Source organism: Streptomyces sp. NPDC028419, assembly GCF_055565515.1.
In genome coordinates this window covers 45,395-70,510 of the sequence record NZ_JBVHUE010000006.1, presented here as the reverse complement: position 1 = coordinate 70,510, position 25,116 = coordinate 45,395, and the positions used below count along the sequence as shown (strand labels likewise).

The window sequence follows — 25,116 nt, the reverse complement described above, 5'->3', positions numbered from 1 at the left end:
GGCCGTCCGACCACCCAGTACGCTGGCGCCGTGACGACCCGCCTCTCGGCCCGCGCCGCCATCGACTCCGTCTGCGACCCCGACAGCTTCACCGAACTCCCGGTCCCCGAGCGGGAGTCCCGCCCGGACGGACCGCTCGGCTGGGACGGTTACGACGACTCCCGGGCCCGCGCGGCCGCCCGTACCGGCGAGCGGGAGTCCGTCGTCACCGGCACCGCCCGCGTCGGCGGGCGCGAAACCGCCCTGATCTCCTTCGAGTTCGGCTTCCTCGGCGGCTCTCTCGGCGAGCGCACCGGCGACCGCCTCGAAGCCGCCTACGCCCACGCCCGGGCCCACCGCCTCCCCCTCCTCTCCCTGATCGCCACCGGCGGCTCCCGGATGCAGGAGGGCATGCTGGCGCTGACCCAACTCCAGCGCGTGGCGCGCCAGTCCGTCCTCAACCGGGCCGCCGGGCTGCCGCAGATCGCCGTGCTGCGCGACCCGACGACCGGCGGCGGCTGGGCCACCCTCGGCGCCGGCGCGGACGTCGTACTGGCCCTGCCCGGCGCACAGGTCGGCTTCGCCGGGTCCCGGGTGCGCCCGGCCGACGCGGATCCGGCCGCCTACACCGCCGAGGCCCAGTACGCCGCCGGGCACGTGGACGCCGTCGTGCCGGCCGGGGAACTCGCCCGGACCGTCGGCGACTGGCTGCGCCTGCTCGGTTCGCCGCACCCCGGGCCGGTCGATCCCCCGGCCGCGCTGGCGGACGTACCGCCGCCGGCGACCGGGTGGGAAGCCGTGCGCCAGGCCCGTCATCCGGGTCGGCCGCACGCCCTCGCGTACCTGGACGCCCATTTCGACCTGCGGCTGCCCCTCTCCGGGGACCGGGCGGGCGGTACCGATCCGGGGATGCTGTGCGGCTTCGGGCTGCGCGCGGGCCGGGCCGTCGCGTACGCCGCCCAGTGCGGCACCGCGATCCGCCCGGCCGGGTACCGGACGGCCGCCCGCGTCATCCGCCTCGCGGACCGGCTCGGGGTGCCGGTGCTGACCCTGATCGACACCCCGGGCGCCGCCAACGACGCGGCGGCCGAACACGCCGGGGCGGGCGCGGCCATCGCGGACGCCTTCGCCGCGCTGGCGGCGGCCACGGTGGCGGTGACCACCCTGCTGATCGGCGAGGGCGGTTCGGGCGGGGCCCTGGCGCTGGCCGCGCCCGGCAACACCTGGGTCACCCCGGACAGTTACTTCTCCGTCATCGCGCCGGAGCTGGCGGCGGCCATCCTCAAGCGCCCCGCGGAGCAGGCCCCGGCCACCGCGGACCAGCTGCGCCTGCGCCCGCAGGACCTGGTGGACCTGGGGGTGGCGCGCGGCATCGTCACCCCGAAGCCGTGACGCGCCCCGGCCGCGGACCGCACGGCTTCCGGTAGGTACCGCCGGGAACCGCCCGGCGGCGCTGACCCGGGAGCCCCCCTGTCACGCACCGCCCACCACCGCAGGTCTCTCGACGCCGCCCTCCAGCAGGGCGGCCCGCTCCCCCTCATCTTCACCGTCACCCTCTACGACCTGCGCTTCAGCGCCCGGCTGCGCGCCGAGGCGGAGCGGGCGGGCCGTCGCGTCCGGCCCGCGGCCGTCCGCCGCCGGTCGGTCACCCGCCGGCTGCCGTGGCTGCTGCGCGACCCCTCGGTGGCCCGCTGGGCCGCCCAGGAGGAACGGCGCGCCCGCGCCCGGCTGCGTACGGTCGTGCGCGCCGCGGTGCGCACGGCCGGGGCGGGCGACCCGGACGTCCGGCCGGCCCGGCACCGCCGCGGCGCCCTCCGGCTCGCCTGAGCCCGGGGCGCGTGCGCCTCAGCCGGCGCGGCCGGAACGGGCGAAGCGCGCCGGGGTGGTCCCCACGTGCCGCCGGAAGTGGCGGGTCAGGTGGGCCTGGTCGTAGAAGCCCGCCGCCCCCGCCACCTCGGCCGGCGCCATCCCCGCGAGCAGCAGCCGCCGCGCGGCCTCGATCCGCCGCCCGGTCAGGTAGGCGTGCGGGGGCAGCCCGTACGCCTGGCGGAAGACGCGGATCAGGTGCGTGGGGTGTACGTGCCCCAGCACCGCGGTCGCCTCCGCCAGGGTGATCCCCTCGACGAGGCGCGCGTCCAGGAGCTCGCGCAACCGCACGCCGAGCCCCGCGCCCGGGGGCGCGTACGGCTCCCGCTGCCGCCCGTTCAGCCGCTCCCGCAGCCGCTGGGCGATGAAGGCGAGCCGGGACTCCGCCTCCAGCCGCTCGGCCGTGGGGCCCTCGTGCGCGGAAGCCGCCTCCCCCAGCAGCAGGTGCAGCCCGTGCACCCGCTCCCGCAGCACCGCGTCCCGCAGCAGCGGGGACCCGACGGCGGCTCCGGTCAGCGCGGGGGCCAGGACGTCGGCGTCGAGGTAGAGCACCCGCTTGCGGAAGCCCGCCTCGGTGACGGTCCGCCCGTCGTGCGCGACCCCGGGCGGCAGCAGGATCACCGTGTCCGACGCCCCGGCCCGGGGCACCCCGACGCCGTGCCGTTCGCGTTCCAGGGCGAAGTCGACCCGGCCGCCGTCGAGGACCATCAGCGTCCAGGTGTCGTGGACGTGGGCGGGGTAGGCGTGTGCGGTGAACCGGGCGTGGAACACCTCGGCGATGCCGGGGACCGGTGGATGCCACGCGTGGACGCTCACGTCAACAACGTACAAGACGCCTCCCGCGCGGCCCGGGCAGGCTTCCCCCATGACGACACACGGCAGTTCGGAGCGGACCGGCACGAGGGTGGGGAAGGTGGGGAAGGTCGATGTCGCGGCGAAGCTGGCCGGCTTCGACGACCACTGGGCGCCCCGGCGGATCGCCCGCGTCAACGACTACGACGTCCGGGCGGCCAAGCTGCTCGGTTCGTTCGTCTGGCACTCCCACGAGGACACCGACGAGCTGTTCCTCGTGGTGAGCGGGACCCTGACCCTCCTCCTGCGGGACGCGGACGGGGCGGGCACGGGCGAGAGTTCGGTGGCGCTCGGTCCCGGCGAGCTCTTCGTCGTACCGCGCGGGACGGAGCACTGCCCGGTGGCCGAGGAAGAGGTCTCGATCCTGCTGTTCGAGCCGACGACCACGGTCAACACCGGTAGCGCGGGCGGCGACCGCACCCGCGAACCGGTCCCGGCATGACGGGTCGCGCCGGTCAGGCCTGCGGCGAGCGGGCGTCGTAACGGGCGAAGCCGCGCCAGCGCAGTCCCAGCAGGACGAGCCCGAGCACGCACGCGAGCCCGCCGCCGGTGATCGCGATCCCCGGCGAGGTGAGCTGGGCGACGGAGCCGGCCAGGAAGTCACCGAGGCGCGGGCCGCCCGCGACGACGACGATGAAGACGCCCTGGAGACGGCCGCGCATGTCGTCGGGGGTGGCGGCCTGGAGCATCGTCGTGCGGAACACCATCGAGATGGTGTCGGCCCAACCGGCGAGGCCGAGGAAGAGCAGGCCCAGCCAGAGGTTCCGGGTGAGCCCGAAGACGGCGATGGCCAGGCCCCAGGCGCCCACGGAGATCAAGATGGCCAGACCGTGCCGCCTGATCCGGCCCTGCCAGCCGGAGAAGAGCCCGCCGAGCAGCGAGCCGATCGCGGGCGCGGCCACCAGCAGCCCGACGGTCTTGGCGTCGCCGCCGTACCAGAGCAGGGCGATGGCCGGGAAGAGCGCCTTGGGCTGGGCCAGCACCATCGCGCACAGGTCGGAGAAGAAGGTCATCCGGATGTTGGGGCGGGTACCGAGGAAGCGCAGCCCGTCCAGGACGGAGGCGCGCCCCCGGCCGTCGTCCGTCCGCTCGGGGCGCATGGCGGGCAGCCGCCACATCGCGTAGAGCGCGGCGGAGAAGGCGACGGCGTCGATCAGGTACGCCGCCTGGTACCCCCACCAGCCGACGATCAGGCCGCCGAGCATGGGGCCCGCGGTGAAGCCGAAGGTGGTGGTCAGGGAGGTCAGCGCGTTCGCGGCGGGCAGTTGCTCCGCCGGCAGCAGCTTGGGGATCATCGCGGCTCGGGCGGGCGAGGTGAGCGCCCCGCAGACCGCCTGGAGCGCGACCACCAGGTAGAGGAACCAGACCCGGTGGTAGTCGAGCAGCGCCGCGCCGGCCAGGGCCACCGACAGGACGGCGGCGGCCGAGGAGCTGTAGAGGCCGAGCTTGCGCCGGTCGACGGTGTCCGCGACGGCGCCGCCGTAGAGGCCGAAGACCACGAGCGGGACCAGCGAGAAGAGCCCGACGAGCCCGACGTAGAAGCTGGAGCGGGTGATGTCGTAGACCTGGAGCGAGATCGCCAGGGCGGTCATCGCCTGGCCCATCCAGGAAATGGTGTTGCCGGCCCACAGCCGCCGGTAGTCGGGGGAGGTCCGCAGGGGCGTGAGGTCGGCGAATATGCGCCGTTTCGGGCCGGCGGCGGGGCCGGGGCCCGGGCCGTCGGGGGCCGCGTCTTCGGACTGGGTCCGTGGGGTCGTACGAGTCACATCGGATGCTAACCGTCCGCCCCCGCGGCGCTCGATCGATTTCCGGCCCGTGGACGCGCCGCGCGCCCGCCCGCCCCGCGCCCTCCTCTCCCTCCCCTTCGTCACCACCGGGCTCCGGGCCCCCGCAGGACCCGCCCCCCGGCCGCTAACTCGCCACTATCACCGGACATTTGACCGAATCGACGTGCGCTCACCCCCTGTCGTTCAGCTCATGATGAAACGACTCGAATGTCCAGGGAGGCGCAGTGATCGAACCTGGCAAGAGCACTCCGAGCAACACCGTCCGCGGCCCCGGGATACTGGGGCGCACCGGGACGGTCCCCCTGACGGTCGGCGTCGAGGAGGAGTTCCTCCTCGTCGACGCCCGCACCTTGCGACTGGCCCCGGCCGCCCCTCAGGTCCTCGCGACGGCCGCCGGTGATCCGACCCAACTGCACGCCGAGGGCACCCGCTACCAAGTGGAGATCTCCTCTCCGATCGCCGACTCGGCCACCGCTCTGCGCGAGGACCTCACCGCGCTGCGGCGCAGCCTCGCGAAGGCCGCCCGTGCGCACGGCTGCCGGTTGCTGGCCAGCCCCTCGCCCGTCATGGCCGCGTCGGGGCCGCTGCACCTGAGCGACGACGAGCCGCGCCAACGCGAACAGGCCCGCCGCTACGGCTCGCTCACCCAGACCCTGGTCAGCTGCGGTCGCCACATCCACGTCGGCACGCTGGACGTGGACACGGCGGTGGCGGTGGCCAACCGCGTCCGGCCCTGGCTGCCCACGCTGATCGCGCTGGCGGCCAACTCCCCCTTCTGGGACGGCCGGGACACCGGTCACGCCAGCTGGCGCGCGATGGCCTGGTCCACCTGGCCCTCGGCCGGACTGCCCCCGCACTTCAGCTCGACCGCGCACTACCGGCGCTCGGTCCAGGCGCTCCTCGGCTCCGGGGCGGCCCTCGACACCAAGATGGTCTATTGGGACCTGCGCCCCTCGGGGAACTGGCCGACCTTGGAGATCCGGGCCCCCGACATGTCCCCGGACGTCGACGGCGCCGTCCTCCAGGCCGAGCTGGCCCGCGCCCTGGTCGCCACCGCCCTGCGCGAGCTGGCCGAAGGCCGTCCCGACCCGGTGGTACGGGAGGACGTACTGCGCCTCGCGCGCTGGCGGGCGGCCCACGACGGGCTGGAGGGCTTCGGCCTGGACCCCTACAGCGGGGCGGAGGTGCCGGCGGCCGACCTGGCGGAGGCCATGCTCGACCTGATCGCCCCGGAACTGGCCGCCGCGGGCGACCTCGACCACGCGGCCAAGGCCCTGGCCGGACTCCTGCGCGACGGCTCGGGCGCACAGCGCCAGCGCGTCGCCTTCGCCCGCCGCGAGAACCTGGACGACGTACTGCGTCAGCTGGCCGACGAGACGGAGGACTTCTGACCCGTTTTGGCCCCTCCATGAGTCGTCCGGGGCGGCCTGGCCGTGAGACGCTGGGTACACACGCCATTCCCCCCCGGCGGGCGCGCCTCTCCCACTTGTGGAAGTCAGGGTGAGCAGATGCCCCAAAACCGGAACCGGCGACTACGGATCCACTCACAGGTGAGCGCGGAAGCGGCCCGGCGCGGCGGCGAACCCGCCGTGCTGGACGCCTGCACCGCGGCCGTGGCAGCCCTGCCGGTCTCCGGGGCGGCGGTGACGGCGATGACCCGGGGCGGGAACCACCACCCCGTGTGCGGCACGGACCGGATCAGCGAGCGGCTGGAAGAGCTGCAACTGACGCTGGGCGAGGGACCGTGCCTCGATGCGTTCGCCCTCGGCGCGGCCGTGCTGATGCCCGACCTGCGCGCGAGCGAACCGGGCGCGCGCTGGCCGATGTTCACGGACGGGGCGCTCGCCGCGGGCGCGGGCGCGGTCTTCGCCTTCCCGCTGCAGATCGGCGCGATCGGGCCGGGGGTCATGGACCTCTACTGCTCGCGGCCCGTCGAGCTGGATCGGGGGCAGCTGTCCGACGCCATGGCCTTCGCCGACACGGCCGCGCTGCTCCTGCTCGATTCCCGCACCACCACGCCGGACGCCACGGCCACCGCCGACCGGGGAGGCTGGCTCGAGGCACCGGGCGGCTACCGGGCCGAGATCGATCAGGCCACCGGAATGCTCACGGTGCAGCTCGGCGTCGGCATCGAAGAGGCCTTCCTCCGGCTGCGCGCCCACGCGTACGCCCACGGCCTCCGCCTCACCACAGTGGCCGCCGATGTGGTGAGCCGCAGGCTCCGCTTCCATCCGGACGCCGAGCCGACCACACAGGAGTCCTGATGAACCGACCGACAGAGGAATCCCCCGCCACCACGGCGAGCACCACCAGCCTGGCGGACACCGAGACCGAGCACCTACTGGCCAAGACCTTCGTCGAGCTGGCGGACAACCTGGTGGCCGACTTCGATCTCATCGACTTCCTGCGGCTGCTCACCGACCGTTGCGTGAGCCTGCTCGGGGTGAGTGCGGCCGGTGTGCTGCTCGCCGACCGGGACGGCCACCTGCGCGTGATGGCCGCTTCGAGCGAGCAGGTGCGACTGCTGGAACTGTTCCAGCTCCAGAACGACGAAGGACCGTGCCTGGAGTGCTTCCAGCACGGCAAACCCGTGACGGTCCGCGACATCGGCGCCGAAGCCGACCGCTGGCCGCTCTTCGCCTCCCAGGCCGTCCGGAGCGGTTTCTCGTCGGTCCAGGCGGTGCCCATGCGGCTGCGCAACGAGATCGTCGGCGCGCTGAACCTCTTCCGCGGCGCCGGGTCCGGCCCCATCGACCCCGCGTCGGCCACGATCGCCCAGGCCATGGCGGACGTCGCCACCATCAGCGTGCTCCAGCAGCGCACCACGCTGCGCAGCACGGTGCTGAACGAGCAGCTCCAGACCGCGCTGAACAGCCGCGTCCTCATCGAACAGGCGAAGGGGAAGCTCGCGGAACGCCTCGGTATGGACATGGAGCAGGCGTTCAGCGCCCTGCGCGACTACGCGCGCTCGCACAACCGACGACTGGTGGAGCTGGCGGCCGCCGTCATCGACGGTACGGAGCCGCTGCCCGGCCTGGAGGGCTGAGCGAACCGCGGCCCCCGACCGCCGGACCCGGACCCTCAGGCGGACCGGTCCCGGTCCCGGTCCTGCCCGCGGTCGCGCCGGTCCTCGCGGTCCCAGCGGGCGCGCCGCTGACGGCCGTAGCGACGGCTCCAGCGGTCCACCCGGTCCCGGTCGTCCCGGTACTCGTCGTAGTCCTCGTAGTCCCAACGGCCTTCCCGGCGACCGCGCCAGCGGCCGCGGCGGTGGGGAACGAGCGCGTACCCGAGGAGGACGGCGGCCACCCACCAGACGGGATGGGCGAAGCCGAGGGCGAACACGGCGAGGATCACGACCACGATGAACAGAGCCACGGCGAGCCTCCGGAGCGGAACGGAACCGACGCTGCCGGGGACTGGGGCTTCGCCATCGAGCGTAGCCCTCGCACGGACCGCCTGCATACCCACCCAGGTCACGCGAACAAGCCATCTCATAAGGGGTGTTGACGCTCAGGACGAACGGGCGTTCACTGTTGGCGCGGCGTCATGCCGGCCCCGGAGCATCCGGGCGGCGCATGAGACCTCCCCCGTTCCGCCCGGACCCCGCGGAGCCCACCCTTCACGCAGGACCTCACCGAAGGAACCCCATGGGCATGGGCCGGACGACCAAGACTGCGTCAATGACCATCCGCGGATGGCTCGTCCGCTCCCTCGGCGGAGCCACGGACCTCCCCCTGCGCACCCTTCCCGGCGAACCGCCCGACCGGAGGGGCGACGGCCCCGAACGATCGACCCCCGGGGCCCGGCATGCCCGCCGGCGCTGACCCCCGTCCCGTGCCGCCGCAGAGCGTCCAAGATCCCCGGCGGCACCCGCACGGCGACGCCCCGGACACCGCGGACGCCTTCCGGCGCATCGCCGCCCTGCCCGAAGGCCCGGAGCGGTCGGCCCTGCGGCAGGAGGTGGTGTGCGCCTGGTTACCGATGGCCGCACGCCTCGCCCGCAGGTTCAGCAACGGCCGGGAGCCCTTCGAGGACCTGCGCCAGGTCGCCCAACTGGGCCTGGTCAAAGCCGTGGCCCGGTACGACCCGACCTACGGCACCGCCTTCGAGGCCTTCGCGGTACCGACGATCATCGGCGAGGTGAAGCGGCACGTCCGCGACAACCTGTGGGCGGTGCACGTGCCGCGGCGCGTCAAGGAACTGCGCGTCCAGGTCCGCGCGGCGGACCCGGAACTGTGTTCCCCGGCCGACGGACACGGCCCCGCGGTGTCCCGGATAGCCGCGGCGACCGGCCTGACCGAGCAGGAGGTGCGGACGGGCCAGGGGGCCCTGGGCAGCTGGACCACCCTGTCCATCGAGACGGCGTTCGGCCGCTCCCAGGACGAGCACCCGCTGGCCGAGACCCTCGGCCGCACGGAGCCCGGCTTCGACCGGATCGTCGACCGGGAGGCGCTGCGCCCGCTCCTGCGGGCCCTGCCGGAACGGGACCGGCGGATCCTCTACCTGAGGTTCTTCCGGGAGATGAACCAGAGCCTCATCGGCGAGGAGCTGGGCATCTCCCAGATGCACGTGTCCCGACTGATCCGGCGCATCTGCGACTCCCTGCGCGACCAGGTGGCGGCCGACACGGCCGACGCGGCCTGACACCCGTCTGCCAGCCGAGATGCTGGTCAGAACGTTTCTGCTCAATCAAGCGATGGTGGGGCGGGTGGGACTCGAACCCCATCACATGACCCGTCTCACCTGGGGTTTACTTCTGCCACATGCCAGCAGTGCTGATCTGCGACCTCAGCCCGAACCGGCGACCAGTGCCTCGCCGAGCGGGGTGCGCCGGTAGAGCACCGACCGTCCGGACCGGGCGCGGACGAGCAGCCCCGCACCCCGCAGGATGGCGAGGTGGTCGCCTACCGCGCCGGGTGCCATGGCGAGGCTTCGGGCGAGGTGACTGGTACTGGCCGGGGCGTCCAGCGCCAACAGCAGCCGGGCCCGAGCCCGGCCGACCAGAGCGGTCAGCGCGTCCGGTCGGGGGACGGTCTCCTGTTCGCCCCACAGGGCGGCGGTGCCGCGGGCTGGATAGACCAAGGTCCTGGGCCAGGGGTCTTCCAGGTGGGCGGCGATATGCCCGACGAAGACTGAAGGGATCAGCAGGAGCCCGTCGCCGGCGAGGCGGACTGTTCCGCCTCGGAAGAAGCCGATCTCGATACCGCCGGCGCGCCAGGCGACACCCGGGTGCAGGCTCTCGATGGTCGCGGCCCATCCGTGTTCGCCGATCACCCCCACCCGGTGCACGACATCGCGCTCACAGATCGCGCGCAGTTGCGGCCAGTCCGCGGCGAGCAGCTCGTGCCACGCCTGGTCCATCGCCTCGGCAATCCTGGAGACGGCGTCCGCCGAGTCCAGAACTGCGCGTACGCGGGGATCACGGGCGAACGGGCCGGTCGCGGCGGCGGCGAATTCGTGGCGAGCCGCTTCCAGCGGCGTGGCCCGGATCACGGCCAGGTCGTCAGCCCAGGTCTGGTTCAGGCCGCGCGGGGGCGGGGCGACGAAGTTCGGTCCGCCTTGCGGGGTCTGCAGCGCGAGGGCGGAGTTCAGTTCGGTCTCGCGACGAAGCCGTTCAAAGGCCGGCATGAGCCGGGCGGCCCAGGCTCGCGGCAGCGGCTGGCCTTGGCCGACGAGCGAGCGCAGCAGTAGGCAGAGGTCCAGTGCGGGCGACAGCGCGAAGCGGCTGCGCAGCAGGTCCTCGACGGAGACTTCGAAGCGCAGCACCCTGCGAGGCTACCGCGGGATGTCTGTTCCGATTCGTCCAGCGACGAATCATTGGTGGGTGGCGTGGGCACACGGCGAGGCTGGGCGTCATGATCCCAACCGCCGAATCCGCGCAGGGCACCCGCCGTGCCACCTACCGGGAGGTGCTGGCCGATCCGCGATTCCGACTGCTCTTCTCGACCCGCACCGTCGCGATCACCGCCGACGCGATGCGGATCACCACGTTCTCGGTTCTGGTCTTCGCGGCCACCGGCTCCGCGCTGTTGAGCGCACTGGCCTTCGGCATCGGCTTTCTCCCGCAGTTGTTCGGCTCGCTGCTGCTGGGCTCACTGGCCGACCGACTGCCGCCCCGCGCGCTCATCGCCGGCGGCTACGCCTTGGAGTGCGCCGCCGCCCTGCTGCTCGCCCTGGTGCGGATGCCGATCGCGGCAAGCCTCGGTGTCGTGGCGCTGGTCGCCCTCGCCACACCGGTGTTCAGCGGCGCGTCGAGTCGGCTGGTCGCTCAGTGGCTGGAGGGCGACGCCTATGTACTGGGCCGTTCACTGAACAACATCGCGTCCTCCGGCGCGCAATTGTTCGGTCTGGCGCTGGGAGGTGCGGCCGTCGCGGTACTCGGCCCGCACCGGGCGCTCGCGGTAAGCGCCGCCCTCTACCTCGGCTGCGCGCTCGCTGTCCGCATCCGGCTACCCCGGCTGCAGCCGGGAGACTTCGGCGGCACACCCGGCAGCGCTCGGGGCGAGGGCGGGACCGTCCGGGCAAGCCTGCACGGGGCCGGCCTGCTGCTGCGCGGGCACACGGTGCGACGACTGATGCTGGCCCAGTGGCTACCGCCCGCGTTCGTGGCGGGCGCGGAAGGCCTGATCGTCGCCTACGCGGGAGAACGCCACTTCGCGCCCGGCTGGTACGCGGTGCTGATGGGCTGTCTGCCAGTCGGCATGCTGGTCGGTGACCTGCTGGTGGGTCGACTGCTACGGCCGCCCACCCGGGAACGACTGGTGGTCCCGTTGATCGCGCTGATGGGACTGCCGCTGGTCGGCTTCGCCGCCGAGCCCGGAGTGGGCGTCTCGTCCTGTCTGCTGCTGCTCTGCGGCTTCGGATTCGCCTACGGTCTCGGCCTGCAACGGCCGTTCCTTGACGCCCTGCCGCAGGACGGCCAGGGCCAGGCCTTCGGCCTGCTCGGCTCCGGCGGCATGACCCTGCAGGGCGTCGGGCCGGCCTGCTTCGGCTCGGTGGCCGCAGGCATCGGAACAGGCGGCGCAATCGCCCTGGCGGGCGGCGCCGCGGCGCTTACCGCCAGCTGGATTCTCACCTGGCACTCGCCCACCTCCCCGGTCCCCGTCCCGAACTGCTCAACGGGATCAGAGAACGGCACCGAACGGCATGCGCGCAGTTCTCCTGCGCGGTAACCGTCGCAGGTCAGGTCGGCCGCGAGCCGTCACGCCCCCAGCCCCACACCCCTCGGCTCTGCCGGCCCTTGCGGACCACGTGCGGGACCCTGAGACCACGAACAGCCCATGGAAGGCTCATGCCGCATGATCGATGAATTCGCGAAGGACAACCTGCACGCGAGACTGCGGCGGGACCGCGAGGCGCTGCTCTGGAAGCTCGATGGCCTGTCCGAATACGACGCCCCCGGCCACGTGCCGTGGTGGCCGGAGCCTTATGCCGAAACGAACCTGTTCGCCGTCGTGGTCCATGTCCTCGGCGAGTCCAACCGGCATGCCGGGCACGCCGACATCCTGCGCGAGGGCCTCGACGGCCGGACCGGGATGCGCCCCGAACACGAGGAGCAGATCGACGAGGAAGCCCGTACGACCTACCGCGCGAAGATCGAGCAGGCCGCAGCTTGAGGACGAGGCTGTCGTGTACAGCACACACGACCGGCAGCGGCAGCCCGCGCGCCGACCGGGATGCTCATACTTTGTGCCTGCATGACAGATGATGCCGAACGGGATGCGCTGCCGGGGCGGCGCCAACTCGTCCGAGCGGCGCTGACCGGGGCGGTGGCGGTGGTCGCCGGGCTGGTGTCCGATACCGCCGCGACCGCGACCGTCACCGGCCCGAGGGGAAGGGCCAGCGGCCCAGGACTCCCGAGGCCGCGCTACTGGAACTGGCGGCGGGCAACGCCCGCTGGCGGACCGCTCGTCGTCGTTCTCGGGCACCAGTCGTGCGGTGCCGTGACCGCCGCCGTCCACATGGCCCAGGGCGGGGAGCTGTTGCCCTGCCATATGCAGTACCTGGTCGCGGAGCCCGACCTCACGCCCAGGATCACGGCGGGCAGGCTGGCCGTGATCGGAGCCCGGTACGAACTGACCAGCCAACGGGTTCACCGGATCCACTGACCCCCGCCCACAGTGAAGCGTTCGGCGGAACCGCACCCGCTAGACTTGCAGAGTTATGCAATTTACTAGTTCTGGATTCTGTGGACGGGGGTTGCGGTGTGGCAGGGTTCGAGGAAGCGGCGCTGGAACGGGTCCGGGTGGCGCGGGCTCGTGTCCGGGCTGCGCGGGAGGTTGACGATGCCTTCGAGGAGGCGCAGGCCGCGGAGGAGTTGGAGGACGCGCTGCGCGTGGCCCACGATCACGGCGTGGCCACCGGCGGGGACAGCCGGTGAATCGGATGGCGTCACGGTCTTGTCCGAGGCCGCGGTAATGGCCCGGCACCCCAGCGGGCAGCCGGCGCTGCCGCAGACGCGCAGGCACACGTGGACGGTGCCGCTGGTACCGGGCTCGGTACGGGCCGCCCGCGAGCGTACGGAACGATCCCTGGGCCTGTTCGGCCTGCAGGACGCCTCCTCCCTGTTCGGGGCCGTGCTGCTCGTGGTCAGCGAGCTCGTCACCAATGCGGTCCGCCACGCCCCGCAGTCCCCGGAGGCCGAGGTCACCCTCCACGTGACGGACCACATGCTCGTGGTCTCCGTCGCAGATCTGGACCCGCGCCCCATCACGCCGGCCGACGCCGACGGGGCCTCAGGGCAGGGGCTACGCACGGTGGTCGACCTGGCACGCACCTTCGGTGGCGACGTCCGCATCGAGCCAGCTTCCGGCGGGCGCGGCAAGGCGGTCATCGTCCGCTTCATCCTGCCCGAGGGAACCCCATGAACAGCATGGAGCCCCGGGCTGTCCAGCTCTACGAGATCACCTACCTCGGCACCAGCGCCGTCGTCGATAGCCGCACGGTCGAGGCAAGCGAGGTGGCAGCCGTCATCGAGCATGCCGGCGAGCACGGCATGAAGATCCTTGTCCGCCCGCACGTCCCAGCCCAGGATGAAACCGACACCCGGAAAGGAGGGCAGCCGTCATGACGGACGACAAGCCCGTGGAGAGCGAGGCGGCCAAACAGGAACGGTGGCTGGCCAAGGGCGTCACACTGCGCGCCTTCTTCTACATCTTCGGCACGCACCTGTTCGCCGGGTTCGTGTGGCTGCTCTTCTATCTCGGCCAGCACGCCCAGAAGTGAGGAGCGGCCGTCTTCCGGTGTCAGAAGCGCGTTGAACCCGCACTAACGGAAGACGGCCGCCGCAGGTGGGGCGCGGCCCTGCTGGGGCCCGCGCCGGGCGTCCTGCCTAGATGTGGCTGGTGGCGCGCAGGTCGGCCAGGAGTTCGGCCTGACCCTCCAGGACGCCGGAGAGGATGCCGCGGGCGACCCGCAGCAGTTCGGCGATCTGAGGGTGGGTGAGCTTGTAGTAGACGTTGGAGCCCTCGCGGCGGGTGACCACCAGGTTGGCCTTGCGCAGGACGGCCAGCTGCTGGGAGAGGCTCGCCGCCTCCACCCCGACCTCCGGCAGCATCTCGGCGACCGCGTGTTCACGTACGGCCAGGAGTTCCAGGACGCGGATGCGGACCGGGTGCCCCAGCGTTTTGAAGAACTCCGCCTTGAGCTGGTACAGCGGTGTGCTCACCTGGGTACCCCTGCCGTGACTGCCCATCTCATCCACCCGGAACCGTTCCTTCAGCGGGGCCTTCGCTCGCCCCTCTTCACACCTTGCGACCTCCACAATTGCAGATCCCTGCAACTCCTGGGACCCGGTGGGCGGCTTGCGTGACGTTCGACCCTCGCAGAGCGGGTCCTTCGCCGGTCAGGCCTTCTTGAGGAACTCGGTCCGCAGGACCAGGCCCTTGACCTGCTTCGTGTTGCACTCGACCTCGGCCGGACGGGGGGTGAGACGGATGTTCTTGACCAGGGTGCCGCGCTTGAGGGTCTCGGAGGTTCCCTTGACCTTGAGGTCCTTGATCAGGGTGACCGAGTCGCCGTCGGCGAGCGGTGTGCCGTTGGAGTCCTTGACGATGATGTCGCTCATGGCGTGGATGTCCTTGCCGTTCTCGTAGATCGTGCTGGTGCTGGTGCTGGTGTTCAGGTGAGGGCGGGTGCGGCCGAACGATGCGGGTCCGGCCAGTCATCGGTGCGCCACTGCTTGACCGCGTCCTGGGCCCCGTGGGCGGCCAAGGCCGCGGAGAGGTCGCAGTGGACGGCGACGGGCGGGCACGTGGCGTCGGGGACGAGAGAGCCGTCCGCGGGAATCGCCGCGAGCTCCAGGCGGCGGCCGTTCTCGGCCAGGTGGCGTGCGGCCTGGGCGACGGCGATCTGCCCTCCGGCCGACCAGCCCATGAGTCCGGTCAGGTCGAGGATGACCGGTCCGGTGCCCCGGGCGAGAGCCCACCCGATGGCGCCGGTGAACCGATCCACGGCTTCCGCGCCGAGGTAGCCCGCCAGGGACAGCACGCCCAGGTCCTCGCGGGTCGTGTACCGCCATTCGATCGTCATCGTCAGTTCCTCGGCTTCACAGGGGGAGGGTGATCCAGATGGCCTTGCCGCGCCCGTCCGCGTCCGGCCTCACAAGGGCCGTGCCGCCCAGCTCCATCGTCATCGCGACCACCATGGCCAGACCGCTGCCCGGGGCAGTGGCGAGCGCCCCGAACAGGGCGGGCTGGTAGGGGTGGCGGTCGTGGACGGCGAACGCGAACGCCCCCGGCCCGTGCGCGTAGGTGACCGTGATCGTCGGGGAGGTCAGGGCGGCATGGCGGACGGCGTTGGTGACCAGCTCGGCCAGGATCAGCAGGGCAGGGCCGACGCTGGGATGGCGAAGGCCCACGCCGCACTCCACCAGGACTCGTTCGGTGGTCTCGCGGGCAATGCGGACAGCCGGGCCTGTGCCCGGTACGTCCAGCACGTGCCGGTAGGGCATCGTCTCGACCTGGACACTCACCGGCCCGCCCCCGAAGCCGTGCGGGCCAGGCGGAACCCGGACACCTGCTGCGGGTGCAGACGCAGCAGGGTGTCGTGCGGGCCATGGGCCCAGCCGGGCAGGGTGCGCCGGTAGTGGGCGGCCTCGTCCGCATCGGCGATGACGTCCGCCGGCCCGTGAGCGGTCACCGTCCAGCCGGTTCCGGCCGGGGTGCGGATCTCATCGACCTGGTAGGTCAGCAGTGCACGCCCGGGGATGGTGGCCGCCTGGACGGGCGAGCGGACGACGATGCGCCCGCACTCCATCACGTGCACGGCCGGGCGGACCACGGCTAGGTCCCGCTGGACGTAGACGAGTCGGCCTTGGCTGGAGCCTTCGAGGAGCCACAGGGCCTCGGTGCCGGAGACCTCGATCATGCGGCGGTCGGCGGGGACGGTCATCGGGCGGCCTTCCGGATGCGGTGCGGTCGGTGATGTGTACGGGGCAGCAGTCCCGCCTGCTCCAGGTATTTGCGGGCCCCGGCGATGGCTTCCGGGGTGGTGGCGTACTCACGTCCCTCCAAGCGCAGCAGGTCGAGTGCGCCGACGGCGTCCAGGGCCTGGCGCTGGCCGGGCCTGATGCCGGAGGTCATGACGGCGATGCCGCGCCGGTCGAGCTTCTCCACCGCGTCCTTCAGCACCAGGGCGCCTGTGGCATCCAACGTCGTGATGTGGGACATCCGCAGGATCACCACCTTCACGTCGGCGACCTCGGAGAGTTCCAGGAGGAAGCGGTGGGCGCCGGCGAAGAAGAGGGGGCCGTCGATGCGGTAGGCGACGATGTGCTCCGCCAGCAGGGCGTGCTCCTCGTCGCTGTGCTCGCCGGGCAGATCCGGGCGGAAGTCCACCTGCTCCATCCGTGCCTGGCTCGCCACCGCCTTCAGCGCCAGGGCACCTGCGACGACCAGCCCGATGATCACCGCGTAGACGAGGTCGAGGACCAGGGTCGCGGCGGCGGTCAGGAGCAGTACGACGGCGTCCGAGCGCGTCGCCTTCGCCATCGCCCGCAGCGAGCCGACCTCCACCATGCGGATCGCCGTCGCCAGGAGCACACCGGCGAGCGCGGCCAGCGGGATCTTCGAGACGAGCGGGGCCGCGGCGAACACGATCACCGCGAGCACTGCGGCGTGGGTGAGTGCGGCCAGGCGGGAGGAGGCGCCGCTACGGACGTTGACCGCAGTCCGCGCGATCGCGGCCGTCGCGGGGACGCCGCCGAACAGCGGGGCCGCCAGGTTGGCTATGCCCTGACCGAACAGCTCCTTGTCCGGATCGTGCTGCTGCCCCACCGTCATCCCGTCCGCGACCGTCGCCGACAGAAGAGACTCCAACGCGGCAAGCGCCGCGACAGCCACAGCGGGGGCGAGCAGCGAGCCGAGGGCGGACAGGTCCAGGAAAGCGAGGGAAGGGGCCGGCAGGCCGGAGGGCAGGTCACCGATCGGGGCCGCCGCGTCCAGGTGGAAGACCTGCGCGAGCACGGTCGCGGTGATCACCGCGACGATCGAGAACGGGATCGTCGGCTTCCAGCGGGCCCCTGCCAGCATCACTGCCGCGACACCAGCCGAGAGACCGATCGCGGTCCAGTTCGGGAACGCCACGAACTCCACGAGCGCCCGCCAGGCCACGAGCAGGACCTTCTCCCCCTCCGGCTTGGCCACACCGAGCGCATTGGGCATCTGCTGAAGGCCGATCACACACGCGATACCAAGGGTGAACCCCTCCACCACCGGCGCCGGCACATACCTCATGTACTGCCCGGCCCGCAGCAGCGCGAGGCCAATCAACAGGACACCGGCCATCAGGCCGACCGTCAGCACGCCACCGGGCCCGTACTGGGCGACGATCGGCACCAGCACCACGGTCATCGCACCAGTCGGCCCCGACACCTGGAGGTTGGAGCCGCCGAACAGGGCGGCGAGCGCGCCCGCGACCACGGCCGTGGCGAGCCCCGCCTCGGCACCCAGCCCGGAAGAGACGCCAAAGCCGAGCGCGAGCGGCAAAGCGACGATCGCCACGGTCAGCCCGGCCAGGAGATCCCGGCGGGGGCTACGACCCATGACCGAGAAGTCAGCCCTGGCCGGCAGCACCGAACGGACCCGCCCGAGCACGGAAGCCAGGAAGGCGTTCACGGTCACGAGGCCGGGACCTCGGACTCCCGCAGCTCCTCCAACAGCTCGCGCTGTCCAGCCAGCACCTCGGTCAAGATCCGCCGAGCCGCCCGCATCAGCTGCGCGACGTCCCCGCCCGCCAGCTCGTAGACCACGGTCGAGCCGTCACGCACGGAGGTCACAATCCCCGACCTGCGCAGCACCGCGAGCTGCTGCGAGAGCGCGGACGGTTCGACCTCGATCGCGGCCAGCAGATCCCTTACCGGCATCGGCCCGTCCTGCAACAGCTCCAGAACCCGTATCCGCACCGGGTGCCCGAGCATCCGAAAGAACTCGGCCTTGGCCTGATACAGCGGAACCGGCACGGTCTCGCACCCTTCTCATCACCCCGCACGCCGGGGCAGACAGCTGGTGCTGTGCCCGCGGCTACCTACGGACACAGCACCCACAGCATCTATGAAATTGCAAACTTATGCAATTCAATGATCCTGCGGTCCGCAGACCGGCTGCGGGTTGTACCGTCGGGGCAGGGCCTCGCCGCACCCCCCGTCGGCGAGGCCCTCGAGCAATCCCCGCCCGGGCAGCCTTCATGAGCAGTGTCTGCGACGGGCCGATGGAGGGATCAGAGCTTCACCAGCGGTGGATCTCGCTCGTGGTCGCCACCGACGTCCTGCCGCTGCTCGTCAACGCCTACTCGACCGCCTGCCTCGCCGCGCTGCCGCCCGGCGCCGCCAAGCACGCTCCCCAGCCTCACATCGGCGGATGGGACGTGGCCCAGCCGTCGGCCGACGGGGCCTGACCTTCTCCCGTACACGCACAGCCCCGCTGGTTGGCGGGGCTGTGGTGTTGGGCGCACTCCGTCGGCTACGCATCGACCGCATTCACGCGACGCTGCGCAGCGCGCCGGCGACTGCGACAGGTGCGACTGCACGACCTGAGACACGGGCAGGCGTCACTGATGCTCGCCGCCGGGGTCGACATGACGATCGTGTCGAAGCGCCTCGGGCACTCCACGGTGAGGATCACCACAGACCTGTACCCACACCTGCTGGGTGGGGTCGGGCGCGACGCCGCCGAGAAGGCCGCCCTCACTGGTGCCGCGCCGTCGGCGCGATCAGCCCGAGACGGCCGACCCGCGTTCCCAGGTGGTTCCCAGCCAAAGGCTTGAGCTCGGCCCGCCTGATGGTGCGACAGACCCCGGACACGCCAAAGCCGCAGGTGAGAACGATTCTTCACCTGCGGCTCGCAGTGGGGCGGGTGGGACTCGAACCCACGGCCGACGGATTATGAGTCCGCTGCTCTAACCGGCTGAGCTACCGCCCCTCACGGCGCGTCGCGCACATTTGTACGCGCCGTCTGCCGCAGCATAGCCGCTCATACGATCTCCTGCCTCGGATGCCTCGCATGATCGGCTTCGCCTGTTCAGAGAGACCGCGCCGAGGGCTGCCCGGTTCCCGAGCGGGACAAAAAAGAAGAGGACCCACCGGGTCCTCTTCTTCATCGCTCCCCCGACTGGACTCGAACCAGTAACCTGCCGATTAACAGTCGGCTGCTCTGCCAATTGAGCTACAGGGGATCGCGCTCCCCCGACTGGACTCGAACCAGTAACCTGCCGATTAACAGTCGGCTGCTCTGCCAATTGAGCTACAGGGGATTGCTGCGTGCGCCAAACAGCCGACCATCGGTGGTGCCGAGGGGCGCTCGTTCGTTGCGAGACATAGATTAGCGCAAGCAGGGGGGTGCTCCGCCAATCGGTATCGCGCAGGGCCGGGCGGGCCGGGCACCGACACTTCGAAGGGCGGCAGACATGCGGTACAAGGTCACGTTCGTCGCGGGACTGGCCCTCGGTTACGTGCTGGGCACCCGGGCCGGGCGCGAGCGCTACGAACAGCTCAAGAAGTCGGCGCGGGAGCTCGCCCAGAACCCCGCCGTGCGCAACGCGGCCGAGACCGCCGGGCAGAGCGGCCGGCAGTTCGCGGGCAAGGCGTTCGCCGCGGTGAGCGACAAGGTCGGGGACGCCGTGCCCGACGCGCTGGTCGGCCGGGTGCGGGGGCTGCGCGGCCGGGGCTCCGGCGCCGATGACGAGTGGGGCACCAGCAACACCTGACGGCCGGCACCTGACAGCCGACGGCCGCGCCCGAAGCGGAGCCGGGCCCACCGGACCGCGGCGGACACGGCCGTCCGGCGGTGCGGCAGAATTCAACCCATGGGGATAGTCGCCGGGCTGGACAGCTCTTCCACCTTCACTCGCATCGTCGTCTGCGACACCGACACGGGCGCCGTGCTGCGCCAGGGGTACGCACCCCATCCGCAGCACGGCGGGTCCGAACCCGACGGCGCGAACCCCCACGAGACCGACCCCCAGGCCTGGCTGCTCTCGCTGGGCGAAGCAGCGGGCGGCGGGCTGCTCGAAGGGGTCCAGGCCATCGGCGTCTCCGCGCAGCAGCACGGGCTGCTCGCGCTGGACACCAAGGGGGCGCTCGTACGTCCGGCCCTCGTCGGCAACGACAAGCGCGGCCAGGTCGCCGCCGCCGACCTCATCGAGGCGCTCGCCGTCGAGGGGCACGGCGGTCGCCGGGTCTGGGCGGAAGCCGTCGGATCCGTCCCGCACTCCGCGCAGCCGATCGCCAAACTGGCCTGGCTGGCGCGCACCGAGCCCGAGGCGGCGCGGCGCGTGGCGCTCCTGATGTCCCCGCACGACTGGCTCGTCTGGCAGCTGCTGGGCCGCCCGGCGCGCCGCACCACCGACCGCGGCGGCGCCTCCGGCACCGGCTGGTGGTCGACGGCCACCGGTTCCTACCGACCGGACCTCGTCGAGCTGGCGCTCGGTCACCGGGCGATGCTGCCCGAGGTGCTCGGTCCGTCCGACGCCGCGGGCACCACCCCGGAGGGGCTGCTGATCTCCGCCGGTACGGGCGAGACCATGGCCGCCGCCCTCGGCCTCGGGCTCGGCCCGGGCGACGCGGTGGTCTCCCTGGGCGCGTCCGGTTCCGTGATGGCCGTGCACCACGAGGCGCTGTCGGAGCCGAACGGCCTGATCACCTCGCTCGCCGACGCCGCCGGGATGCACCTGCCGGTGGTGAACACCTCCAACGCGGTACGGGCCCTGCGCGGCACCGCCGAAATGCTGGGCACCGACCTGGAAGAGCTGTCCGAGCTGGCCCTGAAGTCGACGCCGGGCGCGCACGGGCTCGTGCTCCTGCCGTACCTGGAGGGCGAGCGGACCCCGAACCTGCCGCACGCCGCCGGGACCCTGTCGGGGCTGCGGCGCGACTCGATGAAGCCGGAGCACCTGGCGCGGGCGGCCTTCGAGGGCATGCTGTGCGGGCTGGTGGACGCCCTCGACGTGCTGCGCACGCGGGGCGTGGAGATCCGTCGGGTCTTCCTGCTGGGCGCGGCGGCCGAGCTGCCCGCGGTGCAGGCGGCCGCGCCGGGACTGTTCGGCACGCAGGTCGTCGTACCGCAGCCCGCGGACTACGCGGCGCTGGGTGCGGCGCGCCAGGCGGCGTGGGCGCTCGGTGTGGCGCAGGGCACGCTGGCCCCGCACACCCCGCCGGTGTGGCCCGCCCCCGCGGGGCAGGTCTTCGAACCGGGCGAGGACCTCGCGGTGTGGCAGGCCGTGCGCCAGCAGTACGTCGCGACGCGCGAGCAGATCCACCCCGGAGCCTTCCAGGCCTGAGGGGCGGCGTAGGGCTCGCGCTCCCGACGTACTCCTTTTGACCCGGCTTTGCGAAAAAGGGTGGGGATCACGTCCCCGGTTGGCCGAAGATGGGGTGAACCCCCTCGATCTTGCCGACCGGAGCCTGCGCGTGCTCATACGACTTCTGCGGACCTATTTGGGTCCGTACCGGAAACCCATCGCCTTGTTGGTCCTGCTCCAGCTGCTGCAGACCAGCGCCAGCCTGTACCTCCCCACGCTCAACGCGGACATCATCGACAACGGTGTCGTCAACGGTGACACCGGCTACATCCTGTCCTTCGGCGCACTGATGCTCGGTGTGTCGCTCGTGCAGCTGGTGTGCAACGTCGGCGCGGTGTACTTCGGTGCCCGCACCGCGGCCGCCGTCGGCCGTGACATCCGCGGCGCGGTCTTCGACCGGGTGCAGAGCTTCTCCGCACGGGAGCTGGGCCACTTCGGTGCGCCCTCGTTGATCACCCGTACGACCAATGACGTCCAGCAGATCCAGATGCTGGTCCTGATGTCCTTCACCCTGATGGTCTCGGCGCCGATCATGTGCGTCGGCGGCATCGGGATGGCCCTGTCCCTGGACCTGAAGCTGTCGAGCGTGCTGGCGGCGGTCGTGCCGGTGCTCGGCATCGCGGTCGGGGCGATCGTCTGGAAGACGCGTCCGCTCTTCCGCCTCATGCAGACGCGGCTGGACACGGTGAACCGGGTGCTGCGCGAGCAGATCACCGGCAACCGGGTGATCCGCGCCTTCGTCCGCGACGACTACGAGAAGGACCGCTTCCGGCAGGCCAACGCCGACCTGACCGCGGTCTCCCTGGCGTCGGGCAAGCTGCTCGCGCTGATGTTCCCGACGGTCATCCTCGTCGTGAACATCTCCAGCGTCGCCGTGATCTGGTTCGGCGCGATGCGCATCGACAGCGGCGGGATGGAGATCGGTCAGCTGACCGCCTTCCTCGCCTACCTGATGCAGATCGTCATGTCCGTGATGATGGCCACCTTCATGTTCATGATGGTGCCGCGCGCCGAGGTCTGCGCGGAGCGCGTCCAGGAGGTCCTGGACACCGAGACCAGCGTGACGCCGCCCACCGATCCGGTGCGCGAGCTGGCCCGGCACGGGCAGCTGGAGCTGCGCGGGGCCGACTTCCGCTACCCGGGCGCCGAGGCGTCCGTGCTGCGCGGGGTGGACCTCGTGGCGCGGCCCGGCGAGACGACCGCGGTCATCGGGTCCACGGGCAGCGGCAAGTCCACGCTGCTGGGGCTCGTACCGCGGCTGTTCGACGTGACGGGCGGCGAGGTGCTGGTCGACGGCGAGGACGTGCGGCGCCTCGATCCGGCGCTGCTGGCCAAGACGGTCGGCATGGTGCCGCAGAAGCCGTACCTCTTCTCCGGAACCGTCGCCTCCAACCTGCGCTACGGGCGCCCCGGGGCGAGCGACGAGGAGCTGTGGCAGGCCCTGGAAGTGGCCCAGGCCAAGGGGTTCGTGTCCGAGCTGGAGGGCGGCCTGGAGGCTCCCATCGCCCAGGGCGGAACGAACGTCTCCGGCGGCCAGCGCCAGCGGTTGGCGATCGCCCGCACGCTGGTGCAGCGCCCCGAGATCTACCTCTTCGACGACTCCTTCTCGGCCCTGGACTACGCGACGGACGCGGCGCTGCGCGCGGCGCTCGCCCGCGAGACCGAGGACGCGACCGTCGTCATCGTCGCCCAGCGCGTGTCCACGATCCGCGACGCGGACCGGATCATCGTGCTGGACGAGGGCCGGGTGGTGGGCGAGGGGCGCCACCACGAACTGATGGCCGGCAACGAGACCTACCGGGAGATCGTGCTCTCCCAGCTGACGGAGGCGGAGGCCGCATGAGCGGGCCCGGTGGACGGATGATGATGGGACCGCCGACGACGCGGTCCCTGGACTTCAAGAATTCCGGCAAGCGGCTGCTGGAGCAGCTGACGAAGGACCGGGCCCCGCTGTGGGGCATGGTCTTCGCGGTCATCGGCAGCGTCGCCTGCTCGGTGGTCGGCCCGAAGATCCTCGGCAAGGCGACCGACCTGGTCTTCGCCGGGCTGGTGGGCCGGAACATGCCGCGCGGCATCACCAAGGAGCAGGCCCTGGAAGGGCTGCGCGCCAAGGGTGAGGGCGGCATGGCCGACATGCTGTCCGGGACGGACTTCACGCCGGGCCAGGGCATCGACTTCACCGGCGTCGGCGTGGTCGCGCTCTGGGCGCTGGCCACCTTCACGGCGGCCGGCCTGTTGATGCTGGTCGCGACCCGGCTGGCGAACCGCGTGATGAACGGCACGCTGTACCGGATGCGCGAGGAGCTGCAGGACAAGCTCTCGCGCCTGCCGCTGGCGTACTTCGACCGGCAGAAGCGCGGCGAGGTGCTCAGCCGGGCCACGAACGACATCGACAACATCGGTCAGACGCTCCAGCAGACGATGGGGCAGCTGCTGAACTCGCTGCTGACCATCATCGGCGTGCTGGCGATGATGTTCTGGATATCACCGCTGCTGGCGCTGGTCGCGCTGGTGACGGTGCCGATGGCGATCTTCATCGCGGCGAAGATCGGCAAGAAGTCGCAGCCGCAGTTCGTGGCGCAGTGGAAGGTCACCGGCACGCTCAACGCGCACATCGAGGAGATGTACTCGGGGCACACGCTGGTGAAGGTCTTCGGGCGCCAGCAGGAGTCCGCGGCCACCTTCGCCGAGCAGAACGAGGCGCTGTACCGGGCCTCCTTCAAGGCGCAGTTCGTCAGCGGGGTCATGCAGCCCGTGATGTTCTTCGTCTCGAACATCAACTACGTGCTGGTCGCGGTCGTCGGCGGGCTCCGGGTCGCCTCGGGCTCCCTGTCGATCGGTGACGTGCAGGCCTTCATCCAGTACTCGCGCCAGTTCTCGATGCCGCTGACGCAGCTCGCGTCGATGGCGAACCTGGTGCAGTCGGGCGTGGCCTCGGCGGAGCGGGTCTACGAGCTGCTCGACGCCGAGGAGCAGGAGGCCGACACGGTGGTCCAGGACCTTGCCGAGGAGGTCCGCGGTGCGGTCTCGCTGGAGAAGGTCTCCTTCCGCTACGAGCCGGACAAGCCGCTCATCGAGAACCTGTCGCTGTCCGTCGAGCCCGGCCACACGGTCGCGATCGTCGGCCCGACGGGTGCGGGCAAGACCACGCTGGTCAACCTGCTGATGCGGTTCTACGAGGTCACGGGCGGCCGGATCGCCCTGGACGGGGTGGACATCGCGAAGATGAGCCGCGAGCAGCTGCGCTCCGGCATCGGCATGGTGCTCCAGGACACCTGGCTCTTCGGCGGCACTATCGCCGAGAACATCGCGTACGGCGCCTCCTCCGCGCGCGAGGTGACGCGCGCGGAGATCGAGGAGGCCGCGCGCGCCGCGCACGCCGACCGCTTCATCCGCACCCTGCCCGACGGCTACGACACGGTGCTGGACGACGAGGGCGCGGGCGTCAGCGCGGGCGAGAAGCAGCTGATCACGATCGCGCGGGCGTTCCTGTCGGATCCGGTGATCCTGGTGCTGGACGAGGCGACCAGCTCGGTCGACACGCGTACGGAGGTGCTGATCCAGAAGGCGATGGCCCGGCTGGCGGCCGGTCGCACGTCCTTCGTGATCGCGCACCGGCTGTCGACGATCCGCGACGCCGACGTGATCCTCGTGATGGAGGACGGCTCGATCGTGGAACAGGGCACGCACGAGGAACTGCTGGCGGCGGAGGGCGCGTACGCGCGCCTGTACGCGGCGCAGTTCGCGCAGGCGGTGGCCGAGGTCGACTGACCCGGCGCGCCGGTCCGGCGCGGGGTGAGGTGGGCCAGGGGGCGTCCTTCGGGGCGCCCCCTTCGGC

Annotated in this window: 31 protein-coding genes, 3 tRNA genes and 1 pseudogene; 21 read left to right on the top strand and 14 right to left on the bottom strand. The window is 71.8% G+C overall.

The features are described 5' to 3' along the window. Positions 1–30 precede the first annotated feature (30 nt). Positions 31–1,371, top strand: a complete 1,341-nt coding sequence (locus ACZ4UB_RS09380; protein ID WP_468069340.1) for a carboxyl transferase domain-containing protein — start codon at positions 31–33, stop codon at positions 1,369–1,371. 291 nt (positions 1,372–1,662) lie between these two features. After that, the gene (locus ACZ4UB_RS09375) at positions 1,663–1,806 is read left to right on the top strand and encodes a hypothetical protein (RefSeq protein ID WP_468069338.1); all 144 of its coding nucleotides are present in this window, start codon (positions 1,663–1,665) and stop codon (positions 1,804–1,806) included. An 18-nt stretch (positions 1,807–1,824) separates the two neighbouring features. Here the strand turns inward: ACZ4UB_RS09375 and ACZ4UB_RS09370 are convergent, their stop codons facing one another. Continuing rightward, positions 1,825–2,712 carry a helix-turn-helix domain-containing protein gene (locus tag ACZ4UB_RS09370; protein WP_468069336.1) on the bottom strand — a complete coding sequence of 296 codons (888 nt, stop codon included), beginning with the start codon at positions 2,710–2,712 and terminating at the stop codon, positions 1,825–1,827. Between the two features lie 46 nt (positions 2,713–2,758). On the opposite strand from ACZ4UB_RS09370, the gene ACZ4UB_RS09365 reads away from it, so the two are divergent. Then, a complete protein-coding gene (locus tag ACZ4UB_RS09365; protein WP_468069334.1) occupies positions 2,759–3,139 on the top strand; it encodes a cupin domain-containing protein in 381 nt (126 codons plus the stop codon). Positions 3,140–3,152: 13 nt separating this feature from the next. Here ACZ4UB_RS09365 and ACZ4UB_RS09360 read toward each other — a convergent pair whose 3' ends face one another. Then, positions 3,153–4,463 carry an MFS transporter gene (locus tag ACZ4UB_RS09360; RefSeq protein WP_468069333.1) on the bottom strand — a complete coding sequence of 437 codons (1,311 nt, stop codon included), beginning with the start codon at positions 4,461–4,463 and terminating at the stop codon, positions 3,153–3,155. 245 nt (positions 4,464–4,708) lie between these two features. Here ACZ4UB_RS09360 and ACZ4UB_RS09355 point away from each other — a divergent pair, with 245 nt between their 5' ends. The 3 genes from ACZ4UB_RS09355 to ACZ4UB_RS09345 all read left to right on the top strand — a co-directional run bounded on the left by ACZ4UB_RS09355 (position 4,709) and on the right by ACZ4UB_RS09345 (position 7,530). Beyond that, entirely contained in the window at positions 4,709–5,875 is a 1,167-nt protein-coding gene (locus tag ACZ4UB_RS09355; protein ID WP_468069331.1) for a carboxylate-amine ligase, read from the top strand. 159 nt (positions 5,876–6,034) lie between these two features. Further along, positions 6,035–6,748 (top strand): ANTAR domain-containing protein, encoded by a 714-nt coding sequence (locus ACZ4UB_RS09350; protein WP_468069329.1) that lies wholly within the window; start codon positions 6,035–6,037, stop codon positions 6,746–6,748. Then, on the top strand, positions 6,748–7,530 hold the full coding sequence (locus tag ACZ4UB_RS09345) for a GAF and ANTAR domain-containing protein (protein WP_468069327.1): 783 nt from the start codon (positions 6,748–6,750) through the stop codon (positions 7,528–7,530). The genes ACZ4UB_RS09350 and ACZ4UB_RS09345 overlap by 1 nt, the downstream gene beginning before the upstream one ends. A gap of 35 nt (positions 7,531–7,565) precedes the next feature. Here ACZ4UB_RS09345 and ACZ4UB_RS09340 read toward each other — a convergent pair whose 3' ends face one another. Further along, positions 7,566–7,859: a hypothetical protein gene (locus ACZ4UB_RS09340; RefSeq protein ID WP_468069325.1), complete on the bottom strand. Its 294-nt coding sequence runs from the start codon at positions 7,857–7,859 to the stop codon at positions 7,566–7,568. Between the two features lie 305 nt (positions 7,860–8,164). On the opposite strand from ACZ4UB_RS09340, the gene ACZ4UB_RS09335 reads away from it, so the two are divergent. Together ACZ4UB_RS09335 and ACZ4UB_RS09330 are read left to right on the top strand one after the other, a co-directional pair. After that, a complete protein-coding gene (locus ACZ4UB_RS09335; RefSeq protein ID WP_468069323.1) occupies positions 8,165–8,308 on the top strand; it encodes a hypothetical protein in 144 nt (47 codons plus the stop codon). Then, a complete protein-coding gene (locus tag ACZ4UB_RS09330) occupies positions 8,292–9,128 on the top strand; it encodes a SigB/SigF/SigG family RNA polymerase sigma factor (protein WP_468069322.1) in 837 nt (278 codons plus the stop codon). The genes ACZ4UB_RS09335 and ACZ4UB_RS09330 overlap by 17 nt, the downstream gene beginning before the upstream one ends. 144 nt (positions 9,129–9,272) lie before the next feature. On the opposite strand, the gene ACZ4UB_RS09325 is transcribed toward ACZ4UB_RS09330, so the two are convergent. Then, entirely contained in the window at positions 9,273–10,250 is a 978-nt protein-coding gene (locus ACZ4UB_RS09325; protein WP_468069321.1) for a winged helix-turn-helix domain-containing protein, read from the bottom strand. Positions 10,251–10,339: 89 nt separating this feature from the next. Between ACZ4UB_RS09325 and ACZ4UB_RS09320 the strand changes: the two genes are divergently transcribed. The 7 genes and pseudogenes from ACZ4UB_RS09320 to ACZ4UB_RS09290 all read left to right on the top strand — a co-directional run bounded on the left by ACZ4UB_RS09320 (position 10,340) and on the right by ACZ4UB_RS09290 (position 13,709). Beyond that, positions 10,340–11,656 carry an MFS transporter gene (locus ACZ4UB_RS09320; protein WP_468069320.1) on the top strand — a complete coding sequence of 439 codons (1,317 nt, stop codon included), beginning with the start codon at positions 10,340–10,342 and terminating at the stop codon, positions 11,654–11,656. A 126-nt stretch (positions 11,657–11,782) separates the two neighbouring features. Beyond that, positions 11,783–12,100 carry a mycothiol transferase gene (locus ACZ4UB_RS09315; protein WP_468069319.1) on the top strand — a complete coding sequence of 106 codons (318 nt, stop codon included), beginning with the start codon at positions 11,783–11,785 and terminating at the stop codon, positions 12,098–12,100. A gap of 288 nt (positions 12,101–12,388) precedes the next feature. Further along, positions 12,389–12,592 (top strand): annotated as a pseudogene (locus ACZ4UB_RS09310) (carbonic anhydrase); the annotation flags it as partial. Between the two features lie 98 nt (positions 12,593–12,690). Next, positions 12,691–12,864, top strand: a complete 174-nt coding sequence (locus tag ACZ4UB_RS09305; RefSeq protein WP_468069318.1) for a hypothetical protein — start codon at positions 12,691–12,693, stop codon at positions 12,862–12,864. A gap of 19 nt (positions 12,865–12,883) precedes the next feature. Then, positions 12,884–13,351, top strand: a complete 468-nt coding sequence (locus ACZ4UB_RS09300) for an ATP-binding protein (protein ID WP_468069317.1) — start codon at positions 12,884–12,886, stop codon at positions 13,349–13,351. Then, a complete protein-coding gene (locus tag ACZ4UB_RS09295) occupies positions 13,348–13,554 on the top strand; it encodes a hypothetical protein (protein WP_468069316.1) in 207 nt (68 codons plus the stop codon). Before ACZ4UB_RS09300 ends, ACZ4UB_RS09295 begins: the two co-directional genes overlap by 4 nt. Beyond that, positions 13,551–13,709: a DUF6126 family protein gene (locus tag ACZ4UB_RS09290; protein WP_468069315.1), complete on the top strand. Its 159-nt coding sequence runs from the start codon at positions 13,551–13,553 to the stop codon at positions 13,707–13,709. Before ACZ4UB_RS09295 ends, ACZ4UB_RS09290 begins: the two co-directional genes overlap by 4 nt. Before the next feature lie 106 nt (positions 13,710–13,815). Here ACZ4UB_RS09290 and ACZ4UB_RS09285 read toward each other — a convergent pair whose 3' ends face one another. The 7 genes from ACZ4UB_RS09285 to ACZ4UB_RS09255 all read right to left on the bottom strand — a co-directional run bounded on the left by ACZ4UB_RS09285 (position 13,816) and on the right by ACZ4UB_RS09255 (position 17,943). Further along, positions 13,816–14,151: an ArsR/SmtB family transcription factor gene (locus tag ACZ4UB_RS09285; RefSeq protein ID WP_327252632.1), complete on the bottom strand. Its 336-nt coding sequence runs from the start codon at positions 14,149–14,151 to the stop codon at positions 13,816–13,818. A gap of 177 nt (positions 14,152–14,328) precedes the next feature. Next, positions 14,329–14,550, bottom strand: a complete 222-nt coding sequence (locus tag ACZ4UB_RS09280) for an alkylphosphonate utilization protein (RefSeq protein WP_468069313.1) — start codon at positions 14,548–14,550, stop codon at positions 14,329–14,331. Positions 14,551–14,603: 53 nt separating this feature from the next. After that, complete coding sequence (locus tag ACZ4UB_RS09275) at positions 14,604–15,014, bottom strand: STAS domain-containing protein (protein WP_468069311.1); 411 nt, start codon at positions 15,012–15,014, stop codon at positions 14,604–14,606. Positions 15,015–15,030: 16 nt separating this feature from the next. Next, positions 15,031–15,456 carry an ATP-binding protein gene (locus ACZ4UB_RS09270; RefSeq protein ID WP_468069310.1) on the bottom strand — a complete coding sequence of 142 codons (426 nt, stop codon included), beginning with the start codon at positions 15,454–15,456 and terminating at the stop codon, positions 15,031–15,033. Beyond that, the gene (locus tag ACZ4UB_RS09265) at positions 15,453–15,875 is read right to left on the bottom strand and encodes a pyridoxamine 5'-phosphate oxidase family protein (protein WP_468069309.1); all 423 of its coding nucleotides are present in this window, start codon (positions 15,873–15,875) and stop codon (positions 15,453–15,455) included. The genes ACZ4UB_RS09270 and ACZ4UB_RS09265 overlap by 4 nt, the downstream gene beginning before the upstream one ends. After that, positions 15,872–17,527 (bottom strand): SulP family inorganic anion transporter, encoded by a 1,656-nt coding sequence (locus tag ACZ4UB_RS09260; RefSeq protein ID WP_468069655.1) that lies wholly within the window; start codon positions 17,525–17,527, stop codon positions 15,872–15,874. The genes ACZ4UB_RS09265 and ACZ4UB_RS09260 overlap by 4 nt, the downstream gene beginning before the upstream one ends. A gap of 74 nt (positions 17,528–17,601) precedes the next feature. Continuing rightward, a complete protein-coding gene (locus ACZ4UB_RS09255) occupies positions 17,602–17,943 on the bottom strand; it encodes an ArsR/SmtB family transcription factor (RefSeq protein WP_327252635.1) in 342 nt (113 codons plus the stop codon). Positions 17,944–18,167: 224 nt separating this feature from the next. Here ACZ4UB_RS09255 and ACZ4UB_RS09250 point away from each other — a divergent pair, with 224 nt between their 5' ends. Both ACZ4UB_RS09250 and ACZ4UB_RS09245 read left to right on the top strand, forming a co-directional pair. Continuing rightward, on the top strand, positions 18,168–18,377 hold the full coding sequence (locus ACZ4UB_RS09250) for a hypothetical protein (protein ID WP_468069307.1): 210 nt from the start codon (positions 18,168–18,170) through the stop codon (positions 18,375–18,377). 30 nt (positions 18,378–18,407) lie between these two features. Further along, positions 18,408–18,746 (top strand): tyrosine-type recombinase/integrase, encoded by a 339-nt coding sequence (locus ACZ4UB_RS09245; RefSeq protein WP_468069305.1) that lies wholly within the window; start codon positions 18,408–18,410, stop codon positions 18,744–18,746. A gap of 81 nt (positions 18,747–18,827) precedes the next feature. Here ACZ4UB_RS09245 and ACZ4UB_RS09240 read toward each other — a convergent pair. The 3 genes from ACZ4UB_RS09240 to ACZ4UB_RS09230 all read right to left on the bottom strand — a co-directional run bounded on the left by ACZ4UB_RS09240 (position 18,828) and on the right by ACZ4UB_RS09230 (position 19,232). Next, positions 18,828–18,901 (bottom strand) — tRNA-Ile (locus ACZ4UB_RS09240). Between the two features lie 180 nt (positions 18,902–19,081). Beyond that, positions 19,082–19,154 (bottom strand) — tRNA-Asn (locus ACZ4UB_RS09235). Positions 19,155–19,159: 5 nt separating this feature from the next. Then, a tRNA-Asn gene (locus ACZ4UB_RS09230) sits at positions 19,160–19,232 on the bottom strand. Between the two features lie 153 nt (positions 19,233–19,385). Here ACZ4UB_RS09230 and ACZ4UB_RS09225 point away from each other — a divergent pair. The 4 genes from ACZ4UB_RS09225 (at position 19,386) to ACZ4UB_RS09210 (ending at position 25,049) form a co-directional block, all read left to right on the top strand. Continuing rightward, complete coding sequence (locus ACZ4UB_RS09225) at positions 19,386–19,685, top strand: YtxH domain-containing protein (protein WP_404005542.1); 300 nt, start codon at positions 19,386–19,388, stop codon at positions 19,683–19,685. Between the two features lie 99 nt (positions 19,686–19,784). Then, on the top strand, positions 19,785–21,257 hold the full coding sequence (locus tag ACZ4UB_RS09220; RefSeq protein WP_468069304.1) for an FGGY family carbohydrate kinase: 1,473 nt from the start codon (positions 19,785–19,787) through the stop codon (positions 21,255–21,257). Between the two features lie 130 nt (positions 21,258–21,387). After that, positions 21,388–23,121 (top strand): ABC transporter ATP-binding protein, encoded by a 1,734-nt coding sequence (locus tag ACZ4UB_RS09215; protein ID WP_468069303.1) that lies wholly within the window; start codon positions 21,388–21,390, stop codon positions 23,119–23,121. Continuing rightward, complete coding sequence (locus ACZ4UB_RS09210; RefSeq protein ID WP_468069302.1) at positions 23,118–25,049, top strand: ABC transporter ATP-binding protein; 1,932 nt, start codon at positions 23,118–23,120, stop codon at positions 25,047–25,049. Before ACZ4UB_RS09215 ends, ACZ4UB_RS09210 begins: the two co-directional genes overlap by 4 nt. Positions 25,050–25,116: the final 67 nt, after the last annotated feature.